This window comes from Streptomyces sp. NBC_01294 (genome assembly GCF_035917235.1).
In the GTDB taxonomy this organism is placed as follows: Bacteria; Actinomycetota; Actinomycetes; order Streptomycetales; family Streptomycetaceae; genus Streptomyces; species Streptomyces caledonius.
Window position 1 is genome coordinate 1,757,851 of sequence record NZ_CP108423.1, and the last position, 20,984, is coordinate 1,778,834.

Sequence of the window (20,984 nt, forward strand, 5' to 3'; positions counted from 1 at the left end):
CGCGGGTCGCCGTGGGGTGCCATGGGTCACCGTGGGGTGCCATCGGTCACCGTGGGCGGGCCGTACCGTTGGTGGCACTAACACCATGGGTAACATCGCCCCATGACCACGGAAGAGAACGGGGCCGTCCCGGCACGGCTGCGCGAGCTGCCCAGCCGACTGCTGGGGCAGGCCTCCACCCACGCGCAGCGGCTGGTATCCGAGGCGCTCAATCGGGCAGATGCCCGTAAATGGCACTATGCGGCCCTCGTTGCCCTGGAGGAGTCCGGTCCGGCGAGCCAGGCCACCCTGAGCGGCCGCACCGGCATCCACCGCAGCGACCTGGTCGCCGTCATCAACGAACTCGCCGAGCGCGAACTGGTGGAGCGGGCCCCCGACCCCGAGGACCGCAGGCGCAATGTCATCACCCTCACACCGCTCGGCCGGCGGCGGCTGCACCGGCTGGAGCACATCCTCGACGCGGCCCAGGGGGAGTTGCTCGCCCCGCTGTCCCCGTCGGAGCGGGAGCAACTCACCCGTCTGCTGGGCCGGATCGTCGACCATCACGCGCAAGGAGACCCCGTCATGGAACCTGACGCTCGATAACACCCGCCCCGACACGCCCGGCTGTACCACCCTTCTGCCACACCCGACGCAGGCCGCATCTCATATCTGAGATACGGTGCACCCATGGCAGACGACTACCTCGTACGCATCGGCAAGCTCATCCGTGACGCCCGGCAGCACCGGGGCTGGACACAGAGTCAGCTTGCGGATGCACTCGGCACCAGCCAGAGCGCGGTGAACCGGATCGAACGCGGCAATCAGAACATCAGCCTTGAGATGATCGCCCGAATCGGTGAAGCGCTCGACAGCGAGATCGTCTCCCTGGGCTACGCGGGCCCGATGCACCTGCGCGTGGTCGGCGGCCGCCGCCTCTCCGGCGCCATCGACGTCAAGACGAGCAAGAACGCGTGCGTCGCCCTGCTCTGCGCCTCGCTGCTCAACAAGGGACGTACGGTGCTGCGGCGGGTGGCCCGCATCGAGGAGGTCTACCGCCTCCTGGAGGTCCTGAACTCCATCGGCGTCCGTACCCGCTGGATCAACGACGGCGTTGACCTGGAGCTGATCCCGCCGGCCCGCCTCGACATGGAGGCCATGGACGCGGACGCGGCGCGCCGGACCCGGAGCATCATCATGTTCCTCGGCCCCCTGCTGCACCGGATGGAAACCTTCCGCCTGCCCTACGCCGGCGGCTGCGACCTCGGCACCCGCACCATCGAGCCGCACATGATCGCCCTGCGCCGGTTCGGCCTGGACATCACCGCGACCGAGGGCATCTACCACGCGAAGGTCGCGACCGCGGTCTCCCCCGACCGCCCGATCGTGCTGACCGAGCGCGGGGACACGGTCACCGAGAACGCGCTGCTGGCCGCCGCCCGGCACGACGGCGTCACCGTCATCCGCAACGCCTCCTCCAACTACATGGTCCAGGACCTGTGCTTCTTCCTGGAGGCGCTGGGCGTCAAGGTCGAGGGCGTCGGCACCACCACGCTCACCGTCCACGGCATCCCGAACATCGACGTGGACGTGGACTACTCCCCCTCCGAGGACCCGGTCGAGGCGATGAGCCTGCTCGCCGCCGCGGTCGTCACGGAGTCGGAGCTGACCATCCGCCGGGTCCCGATCGAGTTCATGGAGATCGAGCTCGCGGTACTGGAGGAGATGGGCCTCGACCACGACCGCTCGGCGGAGTACAGCGCCGACAACGGGCGCACCCGCCTGGTCGACCTCACGGTCCGGCCCTCGAAGCTCGAAGCCCCGATCGACAAGATCCACCCGATGCCCTTCCCCGGGCTGAACATCGACAACGTCCCCTTCTTCGCGGCCATCGCCGCCGTCGCCCAGGGCCAGACCCTGATCCACGACTGGGTGTACGACAACCGGGCCATCTACCTGACCGACCTGAACCGCCTCGGCGGCCGCCTCCAGCTGCTGGACCCCCACCGCGTCCTGGTCGAGGGCCCCACCCGCTGGCGCGCGGCGGAGATGATGTGCCCGCCGGCCCTGCGCCCGGCGGTGGTCGTCCTCCTCGCGATGATGGCGGCCGAGGGCACCTCGGTCCTGCGCAACGTCTACGTCATCAACCGCGGCTACGAGGAACTGGCGGAACGCCTCAACTCGGTGGGCGCCCAGATCGAGATCTTCCGCGACATCTAGGAAGCCGTACGTACGCGAGGCCCTGTCACCCTTTCACGAAGGGTGACAGGGCCTCAGGCATTTCATGCCTACTTGCCCAGAAAAGCGCAGGCCATAGGCGCAGGTCCCTCGCGTCCAGGGCGATGGCTTCGTCGTATTGGTGGCTCATCCTGCGTACCGACCGGTACAAGATTCAATCTTATGTACATCTACAGGGCTGAGCCGCTGAGCAAGAACCTGGGCGTAGGCAAGACCACGGATCTGCACCTGGTGTACGAGACGGGCAAGGACATCAAGAAGCTCACCCTCTACTTCGTGACCGGGTCCGAAACGACCATCGAGGTCTCCGCCAGCGTCGCCCTCTAGCCACCCCCACACGCGCCCAGCCCCCGCCCCGGCACCGAGCCGGCCAGTGGGGGCTTTTCGCGTTCCGAGCGCCCATCAACCGCCCATTCCAGAATGGCAACTTCAGACTAAAAGCACATACAGCTTCGGGTCTGTCGGTCAGGGTGGACCCTGCGGCGTACCGGCAGGGCGGCATGACGTAGGGGCAGACAGCGAAGGCCTCGGGCGGCCACTTCGTAAGCATGTCCGCGCTTGGCTGGGGCGGATACGAAGGTTCGCCAGGCGGTCAAGAGCAGTCCCGGCCGGGAGCGGCCGACCGGGACTGGATGGTGTCAGCGCGCGATGACGAAGCCCCGCGTCGGCTGCCTCCTGCGTGCCGCCGCTACCTGGACGAGGACGTGGGCCGTGATGTCCCGGCCTGCCTCATCGACGACGAACCAGGGGCAGTCGAGGTCGTCCGTGTCGAGCGGGGTCACGGCCCCGGGAATCCCGAACTGCCTCATGGCGGCATGGAGCTGGTGGGCCTCGTCCGCAGTCATGTCCTCACCCTTTCGTCGGCGTGGCGCCGAACCTGCTCTCCTTCGCCGCCGCCGTGGGTCGCGCAGTTGCCGGGGTTGATGGGGCCGCAGCCGCCGGGCATCGGCGTGTGGAAGGCCTTCGCCCCGACGGTGACGAGTGCTTCGCCGGGGCCGGTCCACAGCTCGGGGTCGGCGGTGTACCCGGCCTGCTCGATGAGCACCGTGGTGCGTGTCAGGACGTGCGGGTCGTAGCGTGCCGGGTCGGGGCGCTCGGGGTAGTGGTGGACGAACCGGCCGAGGCGCGAGCAGAGGCGGGCGTACAGGTGAGTGTGGAGGATCAGCGCGTGCCAGCCCTCGTCCACCTCCAGCGACGGGGTGATCGGCACCGCGGGGAACGCCGCTGCAACGCTGACGAACTTGAGCGCTTCCGTGACGATCCGTCCGGCGTCGTTCGGGGTCATGTCCGGGTTGCCGTCGAGGACGGTGTGCATGACAACGTTGAACTCGGCGTCGCTCAGCAGTGCGCGGGGGTTCGAGGGCACGGTGAGGGTCGTGGTGGCGCTGTGAGCCGGCGTCGGGCTCTGGCCCTTGCCGGAGCTGCACGGGGGCGGGGGCGGGCAGGGGGTGGACATGGCGTCTCCTTGGTGCCGGAGGTGGCAGGGTCGGCGGGTGCCGAGAAGGATCGCTGCGGTCACGACGGCCAGGGCCGTGACGTAGAGCGTCTGTCGGCCGAGCTCGCTCATGCCGATTCGATGTTGTCGATGACGGTGGTGATCTCACGGCCGGACGCGAGCCGGATGTAGGCGAGCTCTGCCCACCGCTCAACGGCTGTTTCGGACACGTTCTCGTTGATGACTGCCATCAGCTCTCCCTCGGCGCCGGACGCGATGTCGCGGACGTGCTTGCGGAGCAGGCGGTGTGGCACGTATTCGTACACCTCAGCCCTCGGACGGCTTCTCGTCCGTGGTGCTGGTGAAGTGCTCCCAACCGACCAGAGCGCGGTCGAGGAGTTCGGCGCTGGGCTCACCCACCGCGTGCAGGCCTGAGCCTGCGGTGTCCGGTGTGGTGATGCTCCATACGCCGCGAAGGGTGGGGCTCGTCACGGGGTGCTCCCTACCGTCGTCAGGGGTTTTGAACGGCCTCCTGCGGCGGCTCTCACCGCATCCACAACCGCTACGCTGAGCAGTCGGGTGACCACGGATTTGAGCGTAGAATCCGGGCGGATGCGCTCGAAGTGACCGCCAGTACGGGTTACTTGACTGCACGGCTACGCAAAGGGAGCGTCATGGGCACCAACCCGACCACCACCCTGACCGGCAGTCAGGGAAGCCGGCGGCGAGGCCGCGGCGGCATGGTTTCCGGCTACGTGTTCCGCGTCATCCGCGAGCAACTCGGCCACACCCAGGAGACCCTCGCCGAGGCGTTTTCCGTCTCGGCGGACACCGTCGCCGGATGGGAAAGCGGCCGACGCCCCCTGACAGCCCTGGCCGTCGGCCAGATGCTGGTGCACCGGAACCGGCTGATGCGGATGGGTGCCGGCCCCGCCCTGCTCTTGGCCTTGGAGAAGGCCCTGGAAGTTGACGTCTTGCTGGCCGGCGCCCTGGACGACGAGGGGACACCAGCTGACAGCCCCCTGGGAGCATGAGTCATGCGGCGTGATCTTGTCGAGGTGCTCGCCTGGCCGCTGAACGGGGTCACCCCAGAGCCGATGCACGCCCTCCGGCCCCCGCCGCGTACTCGCCGCGGTCCCGTCGCCTCCCGGCCCGAGCTCACCAGTGAGGAGCGCCGCAGGTTCTTCGGCCACATGCGGCGCATGGCCGAGGAAGCCCACACCGGGCGCCAGTTCCTCCTCCGCCGACAGGCTCTCTACCTCGCCGGCTACGACGATGCGGCGGACACCTCCGACTGGCTCGCCCAGCAGCGAAAGACCGAGCGGCCATCCGACTGGCTCACCCAGTGGCTCACCTCCCGCTCCGTTGCCGCTGTGGCCGCACGGCAGGGGAATCGAGATCGGATGCAGCACTTCATCTCCACGGACTTGGACGACGACGAGGCCGGTGAGGCGGCCAACCTCAGCTACTGGGCGTACTGGATCGGGGAGTCAGCACACCCCGAGCTGTCCGACGACTTCATCGCCGCTCCCCGCACGGTGACCTGGCACGGACACCGACTGCTCCGGCACCTGGTCGGGGCCCTCGCGCCACCGCACGGCTTCTTCGACCTCAACGTGCACACGCTGTGGGCGCTGCTCACCGCGCGCCCGGGACTCCTCCGTACCAGCTCGGATGCCGGGCGCGCGCTGCGGTCCCAACTGCCCGTGCTGTTGGATGGCACCACGGCCTCGACGCGTGCGCGCCGAGAGCTGGAGGGCATCCGGTACGCGATCCGCCTTGCCGAGGCGTAAGAAGGAGACACAGTGGCTGACGACCTGTCCGCGGTGGCGCGCTTCCTCTACGAGGCAGGCACCCTCAAGCACACCCGCCGCACGGGCTGGTGGATGGCCGGCGTCAACGACCCCGAGAGCGTCGCCGAGCACTCCTGGCGCACCTCGCTGATCGCCTCGATCATTGCGAAGCTGGAAGGCGCCGACCCCGCGCGAGCGGCCTTCCTCGCTGTCTGGCACGACACCCAGGAGACCCGCACCGGGGACGTGAACCACCTGGGGAAGAAGTACGCGACCAGCGCTGACCCGGAGGCCGTGACCGCCGATCAGACCGCGGGCATGCCGGACGTGCTCGCGTCGGCGATCCAGGACCTGGTCGCCGAGTACGAGGGAAAGGACTCGCCGGAGGCGGTCTGCGCGCGCGACGCGGACAAGCTGGAGTGCATGCTCCAGGGCATCGAGTACAAGGCCCAGGGGTACCAGGCCGCGCAGCGGTGGATCGACAACAGCCAGGCCAGACTCACGACCGAGACGGGCAAGCGGCTCGCCGAGGAGCTGCTCGGGCAGGGCACGCTCGACTGGCTACGGGCGGCCATCGGAGAGAAGGGCTGAGCTCGGGCACGACGAACTGTCCCCTGAGTCGTCTGCTTCCAGGGTCCGTCCGCCGGCACCAAGCTCGTTCCGAAGTCCGCAGACCCGAGCGTCCACGTGGTCGCACCGGGCACCGCCTGCCCGGCCACAACCTCCACCGACCTTCACCCGAAGCCCGAGCCGACGCGCGACAGCAGTGACGACGACACCTCCGGTACCTCCTCTTCGGGCGGTTCGAGCACGGGCGGCAGCAGCAGCGGCACCGTCACACCAGGCGCGTACTGCTCGACGCCCGGAGCGACCGGCACCGGCAAGCAGAACGGCAAGCTCTACACCTGCAAGGGCCCCAGTCCCGACCGCTGGCGCCGCTGACCGAGGCGGAAACACTCACCGTCACCGGCCCGCGCTTCACGAAGCCCCCACCTCCCGTCTCGGAGGACCGGGGGCTCCCGCGTTGAGTGGCCCGGCGTCGGTATTCGGCCTGATGGGCTACGGGCCTCGCCACGGGTGGGGGCTGAGCGGCAGAATCGGGCCTTCGGTACGGGACGAGGGGGCGGCCATGGCAGTCGGAGCGAACGCAGGGGTCGATGCGGGTACGGAGGTTCCCGGTCTCGCGGGGGTCCCGTTGCTCGGGTCGCTCTTCGAGCTCAAGTCGGACTCCCTCGGCACCTATCTGCGGGCCCAGCAGCGGCACGGTGACGTCGTTCGGATCACCGCCGGCCCGCCCGGGCTGCGCGCCGAGTTGTACTGCGTCTTCTCCCCCGAGGGCGCGCAGCAGGTCCTCGCCTCCGAGGCGGCCAACTTCCGCAAGGAGAACCCCTTCTACCAGGAGGTCCGGGAGTCCTTCGGCAACGGGCTGCTGACCAGTCAGGACGAGGACTACCTCCGCCAGCGCCGGCTGGTCCAGCCGCTGTTCACCCGGCGCCGGGTGGACGGCTACGCCGGGGCCGTCGCCGCCGAGACCGCGTCGGTGCTCGCCGCCTGGGAGGAGGCCCCGGACGGCGTCGTCGACGTCTCCGACGAGATGATGCACCTCGCCCTGCGCGCCGTCGCCCGGATCCTCTTCGGCACCGACGTCGAGACCACCGCCGACGTGGTGGCCCGGCGCTTTCCGGTCATCACCGACTACGTGCTGCGCCGCGGCTACTCCCCCGCCAACATCCCGCGCCACTGGCCCACGCCGGGCAACAAGCGGGCGGCCACCGCGATGGACGAGCTCTACGGGGTGTGCGACAAGATCATCGCCGAGCGGCGCGGGGCCGGCGCCGACACCCCCGGCGAGGACCTGCTGACGCTGCTCGCCGCCGCCAAGAGCTCGGACGACGGGGAGTTCGACGCGGGTGAGCTGCGCGACCAGATCCTGATCTTCCTGCTGGCCGGGCACGAGACGACCGCCACCTCCCTCTGCTTCGCCCTGCACCTGCTGGCCCGCCACCCGGAGCAGCAGGACCGGGCCCGCGAGGAGATCTCCCGCGTCCTGGGCGACCGTACGCCCGAGGCCGCCGACCTGGACCGGCTCCCGTACCTCACCCAGGTCCTCAAGGAGGCCATGCGGCTGTACCCGGCCGCGCCGGTCATCGGCCGCAAGGCCGTCGCGGCCACCCGGATCGGGGAGTACGCCGTCCCCGCGGGCGCGGACGTGATCCTGGCCCCCTGGGTGACGCACCGCCACCCCGAACACTGGCCGGACCCGGACCGCTTCGACCCCGAGCGCTTCACCCCGGAGGCGGAGGCGGCGCGGCCGCGCTACGCGTGGTTCCCCTTCGGCGGCGGCCCGCGCGCCTGCATCGGACAGCACTTCTCGATGCTGGAGTCGGTGATCGCGCTGGCGATGATCCTGCGGGCCTACGAGTTCGAGGCCGTGGACACCGAGATCCCGGTCGGCGCCGGGATCACCCTGCGGACGAACGGCCCGGCGCGCTGCCGGGTCAGCCGCCTCGACAGCCGCCTCGGCAGCCGTCTGGACGGGTAGCGGACACGTCCTATCTGCGGTCCGCCGTCGGGCTGTGGTTGCCCTGGAGGCGTTCGAGGTCCGAGGGGCGGACCTGGATCGCGAACAGCGCGATCAGCGCTCCGACCAGGGTGAACAGGGAGGCCACGACGAAGGCCGCGCTGATGCCCGAGGTGAGCACCTGGTCGCTCCACGGTTTCGGGAACTGGCCGGTGCGCACGAGGAAGGCCTTCTGTTCGGGGGTGGCCGTGCCGAGGAAGCTCGGAAGCTGCTCCTTGGCCTCGTTGCGGCTCGCCGTGCCGTAGACGGTCACCAGGATCGACAGGCCGAGCGAGCCGCCCACCTGCTGGGTCGTGTTCAGCAGACCGGAGGCCGCGCCCGACTCCCGGTCGGGGACGTTGGACAGGGCCATCAGGGTCAGCGAGACGAACTGCAGGCCCATGCCGAGGGCGAAGAGCAGCATCGGGCCCAGGATGCTGCCCAGGTACGTGGAGTGGATGTCGGTCTGCGTGAGCCAGCCGAGTCCGGCCGCCGAGGACAGCGCGCCGATGACCATGAACGGCTTGGGCCCGTACTTCGGCAGCAGTTGCGAGGTGATGCCGGCGCCGATCGCGATCACGACGCTGACCGGCAGGAAGGCGAGGCCGGCCTGGATCGGGCTGAAGCCCAGCACGATCTGCACGAAGAGGGTCAGGAAGAAGAACATGCCGAAGATCGCGCAGGCGAGCATGAGCATGATGCCGTAGGTACCGGCCCGGTTGCGGTCGGCGAACATGTGCAGCGGGGTGATCGGTTGGGGCGAGCGCCGCTCGTTGAGGATGAACAGGGTCAGCAGGACCACGGCGGCGCCGAAGGAGCCGAGCGTCACCGGGTCGCGCCAGCCGTCCTGGGAGGCCCGGATGAAGCCGTAGACGAGCGAGACCATGCCGAGGGTGGACAGCAGCGCGCCCGCGAAGTCGAAGTGTCCGGGGTGGCGTTCGGACTCGCGGATGACTTTCACGGCCAGCGCCGCGATCACCACGGCGATGGGGACGTTGACGAAGAACACCCAGCGCCAGTTGAGCCATTCGACGAGCACCCCGCCCGCGAGCAGGCCGATCGCGCCGCCGGCCGCCGAGACGCCGGCGAACACGCCGAACGCCCGGTTGCGGGCGGGGCCTTCACGGAAGGTCGTGGTGATCAGTGCGAGGGAGGTCGGGGAGGCGATGGCGCCACCGACACCCTGGAGGGCGCGGGCGGCCATCAACTGGCCTTCGTTCTGGGCGAAGCCGCCGAGCAGGGAGGCGAGGCCGAAGAGCAGGACACCGAAGATGAAGACGCGTTTTCGGCCGAGGATGTCGCCGGTGCGCCCGCCGAGGAGCAGCAGACCGCCGAAGGCGAGGGTGTAGGCGTTGACGACCCAGGAAAGGCTTTCGGTGGAGAAGTCGAGGGCGGTCTGGATGTGCGGCAGGGCGATGTTCACGATCGTGATGTCGAGCACCACCATGAGCTGGCAGGAGGCGATGACGAACAGGGCGAGTCCGTTTCCGCTTCCTCGGACCTTGCCGTCGGTCCCGTGGTTGCTCGGCGATGCGTTCGGCTCCACGCTTTCGACGCTAAGCCCGCACCCCAGGCGCCACCACTCGAACGGCCTAGTGTAGGTGACATTTCACATGTCACACTATGATCATGGATGACTTCCTCAGGCTCTCCGCGACCACGGCCCGATTCACCTACGGCGCCCCGCGCGCCTTCACTTTCGGGGACGACGCCCGACTGCTCTGGTTCCTCCGTTCGACCGGTCCCACCGACCCCTTCGACAGCCTCTGGGTGCTCGACACCGCCACCGGAGCCGAGTCCCGGCTTGCCGATCCCCGCGAGCTGTGCCCCGAGCCGGGCCCCCTCCCCGTCGCCGAGCGCCGGCTGCGCCAGCGGATCCGGCTCGTCGCCGCCGGGATCGGCTCGTACGCCCTCTCCGGCGACGGCCTGCGCGCCGTCTTCGCGCTGTACGGGCGGCTCTTCGAGGTCGCCGCCGACGGCGGAGCGCCCAAGGAGATCCCGGCCGCCGGACCCGCCATGGACCCGAGGCCGAACGCCGACGGCTCGCGCACCGCGTACGTCGCCGACGACGCCCTGTACGTCGCCCCGGGCGGCCGGGTCAGCCCGGACGACGGGGCCCGCTGGGGCGTCGCCGAGTTTGCCGCCGCCGAGGAACTGCACCGCGCCCGGGGTCACTGGTGGTCCCCGGACGGAGTCACCCTGCTGGCCGCCCGCGTCGACGAATCCGCCCTCCAGCGGCGGTACTTCACCGACCCGGCCCACCCCGAGCTCCCGGCCGAGGACTTCGCCTACCCGGTGGCGGGCGGACCCAACGCCGACGTCCAGCTCTGGGTCCTCGGCGCGGGCGCGGGCGCGAGCGAGGGCGAGGGCGGGGGCGGGGAAGGGACCCGGATCCGGCTCGACTGGGACGCCGCAACCTACCCCTACGTCTCCGACGCCGGCTGGGAGTCGGCCGAGGAGATCCTGCTGACCGTCCAGGACCGGCTCCAGCAGACCGTCCTGCTGCTCTCCGCCGACCCGGCCACCGGCCGCACCCGCGAGCTGTCCCGCACCACGCACCCGCAGTGGGTGGACCCGCTGGTCCCCGGCACCCCGGCCCGCCTCGCCGACGGCCGGATGCTGACCGCCGCCGACACCCCCGGCGGCGCCGCCCGCGCCCTGGCGGTGGACGGCGAACTGCTCACCGGGGACGGGATCCAGGTCCGCCGCGTGGCCGGGGTCCACGAGGACCGGCTGCTCGTCGAGGCCGCCCTGCGCGACCCCTCCGAGCAGCAGGTGCTGCTGCTGGACCCGGCCACCGGGGAGCTGGCCCCGGTCGCCGACGGGCCCGGGGTGCACACCGTGTCCGCCTCGGCCGGGACGCTGCTGCTGACCTCCGCCGACGCCGACGGGGTACGGCGCCTCGTACGCACCGCCGACGGGCGCGAGCTGGTCCCCGCCGACCTGTCGGAGCCGATGCCCTACCGGGTGGTCCCGATCCTGGAGCGGGTCACCGAGCACGGCATCCCCACGGCCCTGGTCCTGCCCCGCGACCACGTCCCCGGCCGGCGGCTGCCCGTGCTGATGGACAGCTACGGCGGCCCCTGCGCGCAGGACGTCAGCGCCGAACCGCGGCGCTGGCAGGCCCGCCAGTGGTGGGCCGACCAGGGCTTCGCCGTGGTGACCGTCGACAACCGCGGGACCGCGAACGTCTCCCCCGCCCACACGCACGCCATGTACCGCGGCTTCTCCGACGTCACCCTCGACGACCAGGTCGCGGCGCTCCACGCGCTCGCCGCCCGTCACGGCGACCTCGACCTCGGCCGGGTCGGCGTGCGCGGCTGGTCCTACGGCGGCTACCTCGCGGCCATGGCGGTGCTGCGCCGCCCGGACGTCTTCCACGCGGCGGCGGCCGGGGCCCCGCCGACCGACTTCCGGTACTACGACACGGCGTACACCGAGCGGTACCTGGGTCTCCCGCAGGACCACCCGGAGGTCTACGAGCGGGACTCCCTGATCGCGGACGCCCCCGGCCTGTCCCGGCCGCTGCTGCTGATCACGGGCCTGGCCGACGACAACGTCCACCCGTCGCACACCCTGCGCCTGTCGCAGGCGCTGACCGACGCGGGCCGCCCGCACCAGCTGCTGGCCCTGCCCGGCGTCACCCACATGCTCCCGGGCGGGAACCGGGAGAAGCTGATGGCGCTGGAACTGGAGTTCTTCCGCCGCGAACTGGCCTGAGCAGCGTCCCCTGCGCCCCGCCGGCCTCGGCACCGGCGGGGCGTGCCCGGCCGGGCGGTCAGGGCTGCGGGGCGAAGACCATCCGGATCAGCGCGGTGAGGACCAGAGCCGTCACCGGCGCGTACCACCAGCGACCGAGCCGGCCCGTGTTCACACATGCCGCCGTGACCGCGACGGCCAGGAGCTCCACCACCAGTCCGAGCCCCGCCATCAGGCGCACGGTGTCCGTCACCGTGCGGTCCCAGGGCCCTTCCGACTCGGTGAGCAGCGCGTTGAGGACGAAGAAGCCCGCCACCGTGTGCAGTCCGAGCAGGATGGCCGCGCACGCGGCCGTCACCACCGGATGGCGACGGGTGAGCCCCGGTATCCGCTGGTCGGTCATTCAGTACCCGCCTCATCTAGGTGATCAAAGATGGTACGGGCACGCTGCACGACGAAAGCCCGGGAGGACCCGGGGCCGGTCGTGCCGGCCCCGGGTCCTCCCTTTCTTCCCCAGTGTGTCCGCCACCGGGATCAAGCACTGGGTGGAACTCGCCTGCATCCGTGGCCCGTCCGGCCGAGAGATCTCGACAGCCGTCGACGACATCGAATCGGCCTGAGCGGGCTGGAGGCAACGCGAAGGGCCCCGGAGACGCCGTTGTCTCCGGGGCCCTTGCTCTTCCCCTGGGACCCCCGTCAGTCGCCGGGGAAGTGGCAGGCCACCTCGCGGGAGGCGGCGGGCCGCAGCAGCGGTCGCTCGGTGCGGCAGATCTCCTGCGCCTTGGGGCAGCGCGGGTGGAAGGTGCAGCCGGGGGGTGGAGCGGCCGGGCTCGGCGGGTCGCCGAGCAGCACGATCCGCTCCCTCCGCCGCTCCGCCGCCGGGTCGGGCAGCGGCACGGCGGACAACAGCGCCCGGGTGTACGGGTGCTGCGGGTTCTCGTAGAGGGACTGCTTGTCCCCGATCTCGACGATCCGGCCGAGGTACATGACGGCGACCCGGTCGCTGACCCGTTTGACCACCGACAGGTCGTGCGCGATGAACACGTAGGCGAGGCCGAGTTCCGCGCGCAGCCGTTCCATCAGGTTGACGATCTGGGCCTGTACGGAGACGTCGAGCGCGGAGACCGGTTCGTCGGCGACGATCAGCCGGGGGCTGGTGGACAGGGAGCGGGCGATGCCGATGCGCTGGGCCTGGCCGCCGGAGAACTCGTGCGGGTAGCGGTCGATGTGCTCGGGGATCAGCCCGACGAGTTCCATCAGCTCGGCGGCGCGGCGGCGGGCGTCCCCCGCGCTCCAGCCCTGGACCAGCAGCGGGTCGGAGATGATCCGGGCCACGGTCTGGCGGGGGTTGAGGGAGGAGTGCGGGTCCTGGAAGACCATCTGGATGCTCTTGCGCAGCGGGCGCATGGCGCCCTGGGACAGCCGGCTGATGTCTTTGCCCTCGAAGGCGACCCGGCCCGAGGTGGGTTCCAGCAGCCGCACCAGCATCCGTCCGGTGGTGGATTTCCCGCAGCCCGACTCCCCGACCAGGCCGAGGGTCTGCCCGGCCGCCAGGTCGAAGGAGACCCCGTCGACGGCGCGCACGGGCGCCCCCCGGCGCCCGGTCACGGATCGTCGGCCGGGGAAGGTCATGGTCAGGTCCTGGACGGACAGCAGCGGTGTGGCGGTGTCGGTCGTCATCGGGCCGCCTCCTCGGCGGTACGGGCCGGGGCCCCGGCGAAGTGGCAGGCCACCGTCCGCGCCGGCCCGTCCCCGTACGCCTCCGGCTCCGGCCGTACGTCGGTGCAGCGCGCGGCCGCCCCGGGGCAGCGCGGGGCGAAGGCACAGCCGGGGGCCGGCGCGAGGAGGGAGGGCGGGGAGCCGGGGATGAAGGGCAGCGGCTGGTCGTCGGCGGTGTCGAGGCGGGGCAGCGAGTCGAGCAGGCCCCGGGTGTAGGGGTGGGCGGGGTCGGCGAACAGGTCGTCGGCCGGGGCCTGTTCGGCGGCCCGGCCGCCGTACATGACCAGCACCTCGTGGGCGACGCGGGCGACGACCCCCAGGTCATGGGTGATCATCACGACGCCGAGGCCGCGCTCCTGCTGGAGGCGGGCGATCAGTTCGAGGATCTGCGCCTGCACGGTGACGTCCAGGGCGGTGGTCGGCTCGTCGGCGATCAGCAGGTCGGGCTCGCAGGCCAGGGCCATGGCGATCATCGCGCGCTGGCGCATGCCGCCGGAGAACTGGTGCGGGTACTCCCCCGCGCGGCGGGCCGGTTCCGGGATGCCGACCTCGCCGAGCATGTCGACGGCCCGTTTGCGGGCGGCGGCGCGGCCGGCCTTGAAGTGCACCCGGAAGTGCTCGGCGATCTGCTCGCCGACCGTGTAGTAGGGGTGCAGGCTGGAGAGCGGGTCCTGGAAGATCATGGCCATCCGGCGGCCGCGGACCCGGGAGAGCTCCCGCTCGGACAGGGTGGTCAGTTCCCGTCCGGCGAGGGCGACGGAGCCGCTGACCTCGACCGCGCCCCGGTGCAGGCCCATGACGGCGAGCGAGGTGACGGACTTGCCCGAGCCGGACTCGCCGACGATGCCGAGGGTGCGGCCGGCCTCGACGGTGAAGCCGATCGAGTCGACGGCCCGTACGGTCCCCCGCCCCGTGGTGAACGTGACGCGCAGATCGCGTACTTCGAGGAGCGGAGCGGGAGCAGGAGCGGTCATCAGTACCTCACTCTCGGGTCGATGACGGCGTACAGGAGGTCGACGAGGAGGTTGGCCACGACGATGAAGAAGGCGGCGAGCAGGGTGACGCCGAGGACCACGGGCTGGTCGGAGTTGACCAGGGCGCCGTAGAACAGCCGCCCGACGCCCGGGAGTCCGAAGATGGACTCGGTGATGACGGCTCCCGCGAGCAGGCTGCCGAGGTCCATGCCGAAGATGGTGACGATGGGCGTCATCCCGGAGCGCAGCCCGTGTTTGACGACGACCGTCCGTTCGGGCATGCCCTTGGCGCGGGCGGTGCGGATGTACGGCTCGGCCATCGCCTCGATCATCGAACCGCGGCTCTGGCGGGCGTACATGGCGGCGTACAGCAGCGCGAGTGCGGTCCAGGGCAGGAGCAGGTTCGAGGCCCAGCCGAACGGGTTGTCGGTGAAGGCCTGGTAGGTGGGGTACGGCAGCAGGCCGGCGATGCGGATGACCCCGTAGATGAGCATCACCGAGGTGAAGTACACGGGCAGCGAGGCGGCGGCGACCGCGCCGACCATCAGGGCCTTGTCGGTGACGGTGTCCTTGCGCAGGGCGGCGGTCACCCCGGCGCCCAGGCCCAGGACCAGCCACAGCACGGCGGCGCCGAGGGCGAGGGAGGCGGAGACCGGGAGCCGGTCCATCAGCAGGTCCCACACGGGGAGGGAGTTCTCGTACGAGTAACCCAGGCACGGGAAGTCGCAGGCGACGGCGTACTGCCCGGTGCCGAGGGTGCGGCCGGTGAAGATGCCGGTCAGGAAGTCGGCGAACTGCCGCCACAGGGGCTGGTCGAGGCGCAGGTACGTGCGTACGTCGGCCAGGCGCTCGGCGCTGCAGGTCTTGCCGCAGGCGGCCGCGGCCGGGTCGGAGGGCAGGACGTGGAAGATGAGGAAGGTGACGGCGGCGATGGCGAGGAGCACGCCGGCGAGGGCGAGCAGCCGGCGGGCGAGGTAGAGGATCAACTGCGGCCGCCCCTCGGGTCGAGGATGTCGCGCAGCGCGTCGCCGAGCAGGGTGAAGGCGAGCACGGCGAGGAAGAGGAAGACGCTCGGGATGACGAAGTACATGGGGTCGGTCTCGTAGTAGGCGACGGACTCGGCGATCATCTGGCCCCAGGACGGGGTGGGCGGCCGGACTCCGACGCCGAGGTAGCTCAGGGCGGCCTCGGTGCTGATCATCCCGGGGATGAGCAGGGTGGTGTAGGCGATGACCGGGCCGGCGACGCCCGGGAGGATGTCGCGGGTCAGGATCCGCCAGGGGCCGGAGCCGCCCACGCGGGCGGCGTCGACGTACTCGCGGTGCTTGAGGGAGAGGGCCTGGCCGCGGACCACGCGGGCGACGCCGGGCCAGCCGAAGACCCCGATGACGGTGGTCATCAGGACGATCCGGTTGACGTCCTTGGCGACGGACAGCATCGCGATCATGAAGATCAGCGAGGGGAAGGACATGGTCAGGTCCATCAGCCGGGACAGGACCGCGTCGGTTCGGCCGCCGAAGTAGCCGGCGGCGATCCCGGCGGCGGTGCCGGCGAGGACCACGATGGCGGTGGCGGCGAAGGCGATCAGGAGGGAGACCTGCGCGCCGTGGACCACGCGGGCGAACAGGTCGCGCCCGGTGACGGGTTCGACGCCGAGCCAGTGCTCGGCGCTGATCCCGCCGAGGGAGCCGAGCGGCTGGCCCCCCAGGTAGGGGTCGATGGCGGACTTGTCGAACTCGTGCGGGGACCAGCCGCCGAGCGCGCCCAGCCAGGGCGCGGTCAGGGCCATGAGGACGAAGAGGAGGACGACGCAGAGGCTGACGCGGACGGCGGGGCGGCGGCGGAGCTCCCGCCGGGCGAGCTGCCAGGGGCTGCTTCCCGGGGGGACCTCGTTCGCCTCCGGACCGGCCGCGGCGGATGCGGTGGCGGTCATGGCTGAGGGGATCCTTCGGTCTCTCCGCCCTCTCAGCCCTGGCTCTTCGACGGGTCCTTGAGTCCGATCGTCCCGTAGTCGATGGTGCCGGTCCACACGGGGTGGCCGAAGGCACCCGCGATGTTGGTGCCGACGAGGAGCGGCTTGCGCTCCAGCAGGATCGGGACGTTCGGGGACTTGGCCATCAGGGCCGCGTCGAGGTCGATCCAGGCCTGGTTGGCCTCCTTGGCGTCGGCCATGGCGCTGATCTCGTCGATCCGCTTCATGGTCGCCTCGTCGCGGAACTGGCTGTAGTTGCCCTGGTTGCCCTTGTCCTTGATGGTGCGTCCGTCGAAGACGAAGGGGATCCAGGTGGAGCCGGAGGGGTAGTCGGGGCACCAGCCGGTGAGCGTCATGTCGGGGGTGGTGGAGAGGTCGCCGATGACGTCGTAGTAGGCGCCCGGGTCGACGGTGTCGATGACGACCTCGACGCCGGCGCGGGACAGGCCCTGCTGGATGGCCTCGGCCTTGCCCTTGTCGCCGGTGGAGACGGCGAGGGAGACCTTGAGGGTCTCCTTGCCGGCGGCCTTGAGGAGTTCCTTGGCCTTGGCCGGGTCGCCCGAGGGGGCGATCTTCAGGGTGTCGGCCTGCTTTCCGCCGGAGAGGGCCGGGGGCAGGTAGGCGGTGGCGACCTCGTTGAGCGCCGGGCCGCCGCCCGCGGTGACGATCGCCTCCTTGTCGACGGCGTACTGCATGGCCTCGCGGACCTTGGGGTCGTTGAACGGGGCGCGGGAGTTGTTCAGGTGGAGCATCTCCGTACAGCCCTGGGACTCGGCGAGCAGCCGGGCCTTGACCTCGGGCTTGGGCAGCACCTTGGGGGCGCTCTCGGGGCGCATGTCGGCGTACTGCACGGTGGAGGCGTCGGCGCCCTCGCCGGCGATGATCCGGTCGTCGATCTGGCCGCCCTTGAGGCCCATGACGACCACGAACTTGTCCGGGTAGGCCTTGCGGACGGTGTCGGTCCCCGGGTCCCAGTGCTCGTTGCGGACGAGGACCAGCTTCTTGTCGCGGTCGTACGACTCGATCTTGTACGGGCCGGAGGAGAACGGGCGGGCGTCGTACTGGGTGCCCTTCTCCTGGGACTGGGGGACGGGCGCGAAGGTCGGCAGGGTGGCGGTCGCGGAGAACTCGGCCACCGGACGCTTGAGTTCGAAGACGATCGTGCGGTCGTCGGGGGTCTTGACGGAGTCCAGGTGCTGCCCCTGGAGCGGGCCCTTGTAGCCCTCGGTGCCGGCCAGGTACTGGGCGGCGTAGTCGGGACCGCCGGTGAGGTCGGGGGCGAAGGAGCGCTCGACGTTGTACTTGACGTCCTGGGCCCTGACCGGCGAGCCGTCCTCGTACTTCACGCCCTCCTTGAGGGTGAAGGTCCAGGTGCGGCCGCCATTGGAGGGGGTGCCGAGGTCGGTGGCGAGGTCGGGGACCAGTTCGCTGCCGGCCTTGCCGGGCTCGGCCTTGAAGGTGACGAGCGTGCGGTAGAGCAGCCGGGTGCCGAAGTCCATGGTCGGCATGGTCCAGTTGCGGGCGGGGTCGAGGTGGGCGAAGTCCTGGTTGGACAGGACGGTGAGGGTGCCGCCCTTGACCGGGGTGCCGCCGAGGATCTTGCCGTCGTTGGCGGCGGCGGGGTTGGAAGCACCCGCGCCGGCCGAGCCCTTTTTGGTTCCGGAGCAGCCCGAGGCGCCGAGTGCGAGAGCTGCCACCAGGGCGGTGGCGAGGGCGAGTTGGGTGCGCTTGGTCATGGGTCACTCCAGTGAAGGGCCGCGCTCTACGATGTGACCGGTAACATAGTAATGTGAAATTGCACTGACAAGGGGTTGGCGCCGCCGTTATCCAGCCGTGTCCAAACCCGGGCAACCGAAGGCGAGTTGAGCTGCCGGGCAGCCCGAGTGCGGCAACTGCCCGACAACGCGCAGCGCCAGGCGGTCGAGGGTCTGCACCCCGTCACCACCTGGCGCTGCGCGTCACACGAACGGCCGGAGCGGCACCCGCCCCCGCCGGGGATCAGCTGTGCGGCGAACCGGCCGGTTCCTTTTCCTTGCCCTTGCTCACGACCGGACGGAAGTTGCTGTTCGTCACACAGCCGAGGTTCCGGTAGACCCTCTCGTTCGTCTGCGGGTCGTGGCGGACCAAGTGGTACTGGCAAGCCCCCTCGATGAACCTGCCTTCGATGCCGCCGGGGAAGTCGATCTCCTTGTTCCACAGGTGCGTCGACTGGATGCCGGTCTGCCGCGCGGTGGCGTTGACGTCGATCCCGCCGGGAGCCTGGATCGCGTACACCCAGCCGTCGACCCCGCCGCCCGTGGCGAATTCCTGCGCCACCCACCGCTCACAACTGGTGCTCACGTGAGCGGCGTTCTGCTGCCCGGCGCCCCCGATGATCCACTGCGACAGCGGGGTGAGGGTCGAGCCCCGTGGGGCGAAGCCGCTGGGGAAGATCGTTTGGGGGTCCCGCGAGTCGCCCCGCCACAGCGTGTTCACGTCGTGCCGCCAGTACCAGGCCTCACGCACCGCGGCGAGGTCCACCTGCGGCCGGATCGTGGGGTCCGTCGTGGTCTCCATCCACTCCGACGCACGGTAGCCGCCGGTCGGGCCGCAGGGGCCGGTGTCACGGATCTGCTGCGGGGTGCCCGGGTACGGATCCGCCGCGGCGCCGGCGGGTGAGCCGAACCCCAACGAGACGGTGACCAGGACGGCGGCGGAAGCGATCCGAATTGCAGTCTTCAACACGGTCGGCACAACCTCTTCATTCGGCACACAGGACTCGGTGTTATTAGCCGAATTTCGAGCGGAACCGACCTTCGTCCGCAACCATCACCCGCTGGCACCACGAGCCCACCCGCCCGGCTCAGGGCCGCCCGGCCCGGCGCACCCTCCCGTTCACGGCACTAGAGGCCGGAGCCGAGGCCGCCCGGGGTGCGGCCCACCGGTTCGTCGCGGCCCTGCGCCCAGAGGGAGCGGACGTGGCCGAGGTGGCGGACCATGCAGGCCTCGGCCGCCGCGGCGTCGCCGCTGATCATCAGGTCGAGCAGCTCGATGTGCTCCTGCGCCGAGGAGACCAGCTTGCCGGCCTCGTCCAGGCCGGTCAGGCCGTAGAGCCGGGACCGCTTGCGCAGGTCGCCGACCGTTTCGACGAGCCGGTCGTTGCCCGCGAGGGCCAGCAGGGACAGGTGGAAGCGGCGGTCCGCCTCCAGGTAGCCGATGAGGTTGTGTTCGCGGGCGCTGGTGACGATCTCCTCCGCGATGGGCCGCAGCGCCTCCAGCTGCTCGACCGTGGCGATCTTGGTGATCCGGCCGATGGTCGGTACCTCGATCATCGTCCTCAGTTCGGTGAACTGGTCCAGGTCGCGCTCACTGACCTCGGTGATCCGGAACCCCTTGTTGCGGACCGGCTCGACCAGGCCCTCCCGCGCGAGGTCGAGCATGGCCTCGCGCACGGGCGTGGCCGAGACACCGAGTTCCGCCGCGAGGCCCGGTGCGGAATAGACGCTCCCGGGGCGCAGCTCACCCGCTATCAGCGCGGCTCGGAGTGCGTGGCCGACCTGGTCGCGGAGTCGTTCCTGGGCCTTGATGAGACTGTGCTGTTTCAGGTCACCCATTGCATTTCCTCCGAGACCCCCGACACCACCGACGAGCAGAGGACCAGCGTACAATGTCACGTTGCGCTGCTCGCACTCCGGCGGCCTCGTACAACGCGACCGCCACAGCGAGATCTTCCCAGGCCATGCCCACACTCTTGAAGAGCTGTGGACAACTCCGCGGCCCGCCCGCCGGCATCCGCCCGCCGACCAGGTCGGCGAGGGTGCCGGTGATGTGACCGGGCCCGATGGCCCCCTCGGCCTCCGGCACCAGCAGGTCCCCCGCCTCGCGCAGGGCCGCCGCGCGCGACTCGACGTACACGGCCGCGCGTCGCACGAGGGCCGTGTCCGTCTCCCGGGCGGTCGGCTCGTGCGAGCCGACGGCGACGACGGTGGCGGCCGGCCCGACCAGTCGCCCGTCGAAGAGCGGTTCGCGGGCCGTGGTGCAGCAGATGACCAGATCGGCGTCGGCCACCTCCTTCGGGGCCCCGGTCCGGGCGGCGGTGCCCAGGGAGCGGGCGTGCGCGGCAAGCCGCTGCGCGCCCCCGGGGTTGCGGGCGACCACCACCACCTCCGCCAATTCCCGTACGGCGAGGGTCGCTTCGAGGTGCCCGTACGCCTGCGGTCCGGAGCCGAAGAGCACCAGCCGCAACGGACGCCCGGCCGGGGCCAGGTGGCGCAGCGCGAGCGCGGAGACCGCCGGGGTGCGCAGGGTGGTCAGGGCCGCGCCGTCGAACAGGGCCAGCGGGCGCAGGGTCGGCCCGTCCAGCAGCAGGTACGAGCCGGTGATCCGGGGCAGTCCGCGGGCCGCGTTCCCGGGCGCGACCCCGGCGATCTTCACGCCGGCGTACGCGCCGGACGCGGCCGGCATCAGCAGCAGTTCGCCTCCGCCGGGCACGGCGATCGCGGAGCGCGGCGGGCAGCCCTCCGGGTCGAGACCGCCGAGCAGGGCGGCGGCGAGGGCGTCGGCCGCCGCGGCCGGGGTGATCAGCCCGGCCATGGCCTCGGCGCTCAGCTGCGGCATCCCCGGCACGGGAGACGCG

General features: G+C 71.0%; 21 protein-coding genes and 1 pseudogene. 8 read left to right on the forward strand and 14 right to left on the reverse strand.

Features of this window, described 5'->3' with window-relative positions:
• Nucleotides 1-102: 102 nt before the first annotated feature.
• The 3 genes from OG534_RS07950 to OG534_RS07960 all read left to right on the forward strand — a co-directional run bounded on the left by OG534_RS07950 (nt 103) and on the right by OG534_RS07960 (nt 2,544).
• The gene (locus OG534_RS07950) at nt 103-585 is read left to right on the forward strand and encodes a MarR family winged helix-turn-helix transcriptional regulator (RefSeq protein WP_326587373.1); all 483 of its coding nucleotides are present in this window, start codon (nt 103-105) and stop codon (nt 583-585) included.
• 84 nt (nt 586-669) lie between these two features.
• On the forward strand, nt 670-2,199 hold the full coding sequence (locus OG534_RS07955; protein ID WP_326587374.1) for a helix-turn-helix domain-containing protein: 1,530 nt from the start codon (nt 670-672) through the stop codon (nt 2,197-2,199).
• Between the two features lie 180 nt (nt 2,200-2,379).
• On the forward strand, nt 2,380-2,544 hold the full coding sequence (locus OG534_RS07960) for a hypothetical protein (RefSeq protein ID WP_326587375.1): 165 nt from the start codon (nt 2,380-2,382) through the stop codon (nt 2,542-2,544).
• Between the two features lie 311 nt (nt 2,545-2,855).
• On the opposite strand, the gene OG534_RS07965 is transcribed toward OG534_RS07960, so the two are convergent.
• The 4 genes from OG534_RS07965 to OG534_RS07980 are packed head-to-tail and all read right to left on the reverse strand — an operon-like array spanning nt 2,856 to nt 4,144.
• A complete protein-coding gene (locus OG534_RS07965) occupies nt 2,856-3,062 on the reverse strand; it encodes a hypothetical protein (RefSeq protein ID WP_326587376.1) in 207 nt (68 codons plus the stop codon).
• Nucleotides 3,059-3,784 (reverse strand): glycine-rich domain-containing protein, encoded by a 726-nt coding sequence (locus tag OG534_RS07970; protein WP_326587377.1) that lies wholly within the window; start codon nt 3,782-3,784, stop codon nt 3,059-3,061. The genes OG534_RS07965 and OG534_RS07970 overlap by 4 nt, the downstream gene beginning before the upstream one ends.
• Complete coding sequence (locus OG534_RS07975) at nt 3,781-3,978, reverse strand: hypothetical protein (protein WP_326587378.1); 198 nt, start codon at nt 3,976-3,978, stop codon at nt 3,781-3,783. The genes OG534_RS07970 and OG534_RS07975 overlap by 4 nt, the downstream gene beginning before the upstream one ends.
• Nucleotide 3,979: 1 nt before the next feature.
• Nucleotides 3,980-4,144 carry a hypothetical protein gene (locus OG534_RS07980; protein WP_326587379.1) on the reverse strand — a complete coding sequence of 55 codons (165 nt, stop codon included), beginning with the start codon at nt 4,142-4,144 and terminating at the stop codon, nt 3,980-3,982.
• A 182-nt stretch (nt 4,145-4,326) separates the two neighbouring features.
• On the opposite strand from OG534_RS07980, the pseudogene OG534_RS07985 reads away from it, so the two are divergent.
• The 4 genes and pseudogenes from OG534_RS07985 (at nt 4,327) to OG534_RS08000 (ending at nt 7,987) form a co-directional block, all read left to right on the forward strand.
• Nucleotides 4,327-5,445 (forward strand): annotated as a pseudogene (locus tag OG534_RS07985) (helix-turn-helix domain-containing protein).
• A 12-nt stretch (nt 5,446-5,457) separates the two neighbouring features.
• Nucleotides 5,458-6,036, forward strand: a complete 579-nt coding sequence (locus OG534_RS07990) for an HD domain-containing protein (RefSeq protein ID WP_326587380.1) — start codon at nt 5,458-5,460, stop codon at nt 6,034-6,036.
• Between the two features lie 96 nt (nt 6,037-6,132).
• On the forward strand, nt 6,133-6,387 hold the full coding sequence (locus OG534_RS07995; protein WP_326587381.1) for a hypothetical protein: 255 nt from the start codon (nt 6,133-6,135) through the stop codon (nt 6,385-6,387).
• Between the two features lie 187 nt (nt 6,388-6,574).
• On the forward strand, nt 6,575-7,987 hold the full coding sequence (locus tag OG534_RS08000) for a cytochrome P450 (protein WP_326587382.1): 1,413 nt from the start codon (nt 6,575-6,577) through the stop codon (nt 7,985-7,987).
• A gap of 10 nt (nt 7,988-7,997) precedes the next feature.
• Here OG534_RS08000 and OG534_RS08005 read toward each other — a convergent pair whose 3' ends face one another.
• Nucleotides 7,998-9,452: an MFS transporter gene (locus OG534_RS08005; protein WP_442807220.1), complete on the reverse strand. Its 1,455-nt coding sequence runs from the start codon at nt 9,450-9,452 to the stop codon at nt 7,998-8,000.
• Nucleotides 9,453-9,634: 182 nt separating this feature from the next.
• On the opposite strand from OG534_RS08005, the gene OG534_RS08010 reads away from it, so the two are divergent.
• Complete coding sequence (locus OG534_RS08010; protein WP_326587384.1) at nt 9,635-11,725, forward strand: S9 family peptidase; 2,091 nt, start codon at nt 9,635-9,637, stop codon at nt 11,723-11,725.
• A gap of 58 nt (nt 11,726-11,783) precedes the next feature.
• On the opposite strand, the gene OG534_RS08015 is transcribed toward OG534_RS08010, so the two are convergent.
• The 9 genes from OG534_RS08015 to OG534_RS08055 form a co-directional block, all read right to left on the reverse strand.
• Nucleotides 11,784-12,107 (reverse strand): hypothetical protein, encoded by a 324-nt coding sequence (locus OG534_RS08015; protein WP_326587385.1) that lies wholly within the window; start codon nt 12,105-12,107, stop codon nt 11,784-11,786.
• Nucleotides 12,108-12,400: 293 nt separating this feature from the next.
• A complete protein-coding gene (locus OG534_RS08020) occupies nt 12,401-13,384 on the reverse strand; it encodes an ABC transporter ATP-binding protein (RefSeq protein ID WP_326587386.1) in 984 nt (327 codons plus the stop codon).
• Complete coding sequence (locus OG534_RS08025; protein ID WP_326587387.1) at nt 13,381-14,397, reverse strand: ABC transporter ATP-binding protein; 1,017 nt, start codon at nt 14,395-14,397, stop codon at nt 13,381-13,383. The genes OG534_RS08020 and OG534_RS08025 overlap by 4 nt, the downstream gene beginning before the upstream one ends.
• A complete protein-coding gene (locus OG534_RS08030; protein WP_326587388.1) occupies nt 14,397-15,383 on the reverse strand; it encodes an ABC transporter permease in 987 nt (328 codons plus the stop codon). Before OG534_RS08030 ends, OG534_RS08025 begins: the two co-directional genes overlap by 1 nt.
• Nucleotides 15,380-16,330, reverse strand: a complete 951-nt coding sequence (locus OG534_RS08035; protein ID WP_326587389.1) for an ABC transporter permease — start codon at nt 16,328-16,330, stop codon at nt 15,380-15,382. The genes OG534_RS08030 and OG534_RS08035 overlap by 4 nt, the downstream gene beginning before the upstream one ends.
• Before the next feature lie 32 nt (nt 16,331-16,362).
• Nucleotides 16,363-18,105, reverse strand: a complete 1,743-nt coding sequence (locus OG534_RS08040; protein WP_326587390.1) for an ABC transporter substrate-binding protein — start codon at nt 18,103-18,105, stop codon at nt 16,363-16,365.
• 262 nt (nt 18,106-18,367) lie between these two features.
• Nucleotides 18,368-19,093 carry a scabin-related ADP-ribosyltransferase gene (locus OG534_RS08045; protein WP_326587391.1) on the reverse strand — a complete coding sequence of 242 codons (726 nt, stop codon included), beginning with the start codon at nt 19,091-19,093 and terminating at the stop codon, nt 18,368-18,370.
• Between the two features lie 158 nt (nt 19,094-19,251).
• Nucleotides 19,252-19,962 carry a GntR family transcriptional regulator gene (locus OG534_RS08050; RefSeq protein WP_326587392.1) on the reverse strand — a complete coding sequence of 237 codons (711 nt, stop codon included), beginning with the start codon at nt 19,960-19,962 and terminating at the stop codon, nt 19,252-19,254.
• Complete coding sequence (locus tag OG534_RS08055) at nt 19,955-20,965, reverse strand: ornithine cyclodeaminase family protein (RefSeq protein ID WP_326587393.1); 1,011 nt, start codon at nt 20,963-20,965, stop codon at nt 19,955-19,957. The genes OG534_RS08050 and OG534_RS08055 overlap by 8 nt, the downstream gene beginning before the upstream one ends.
• Nucleotides 20,966-20,984: the final 19 nt, after the last annotated feature.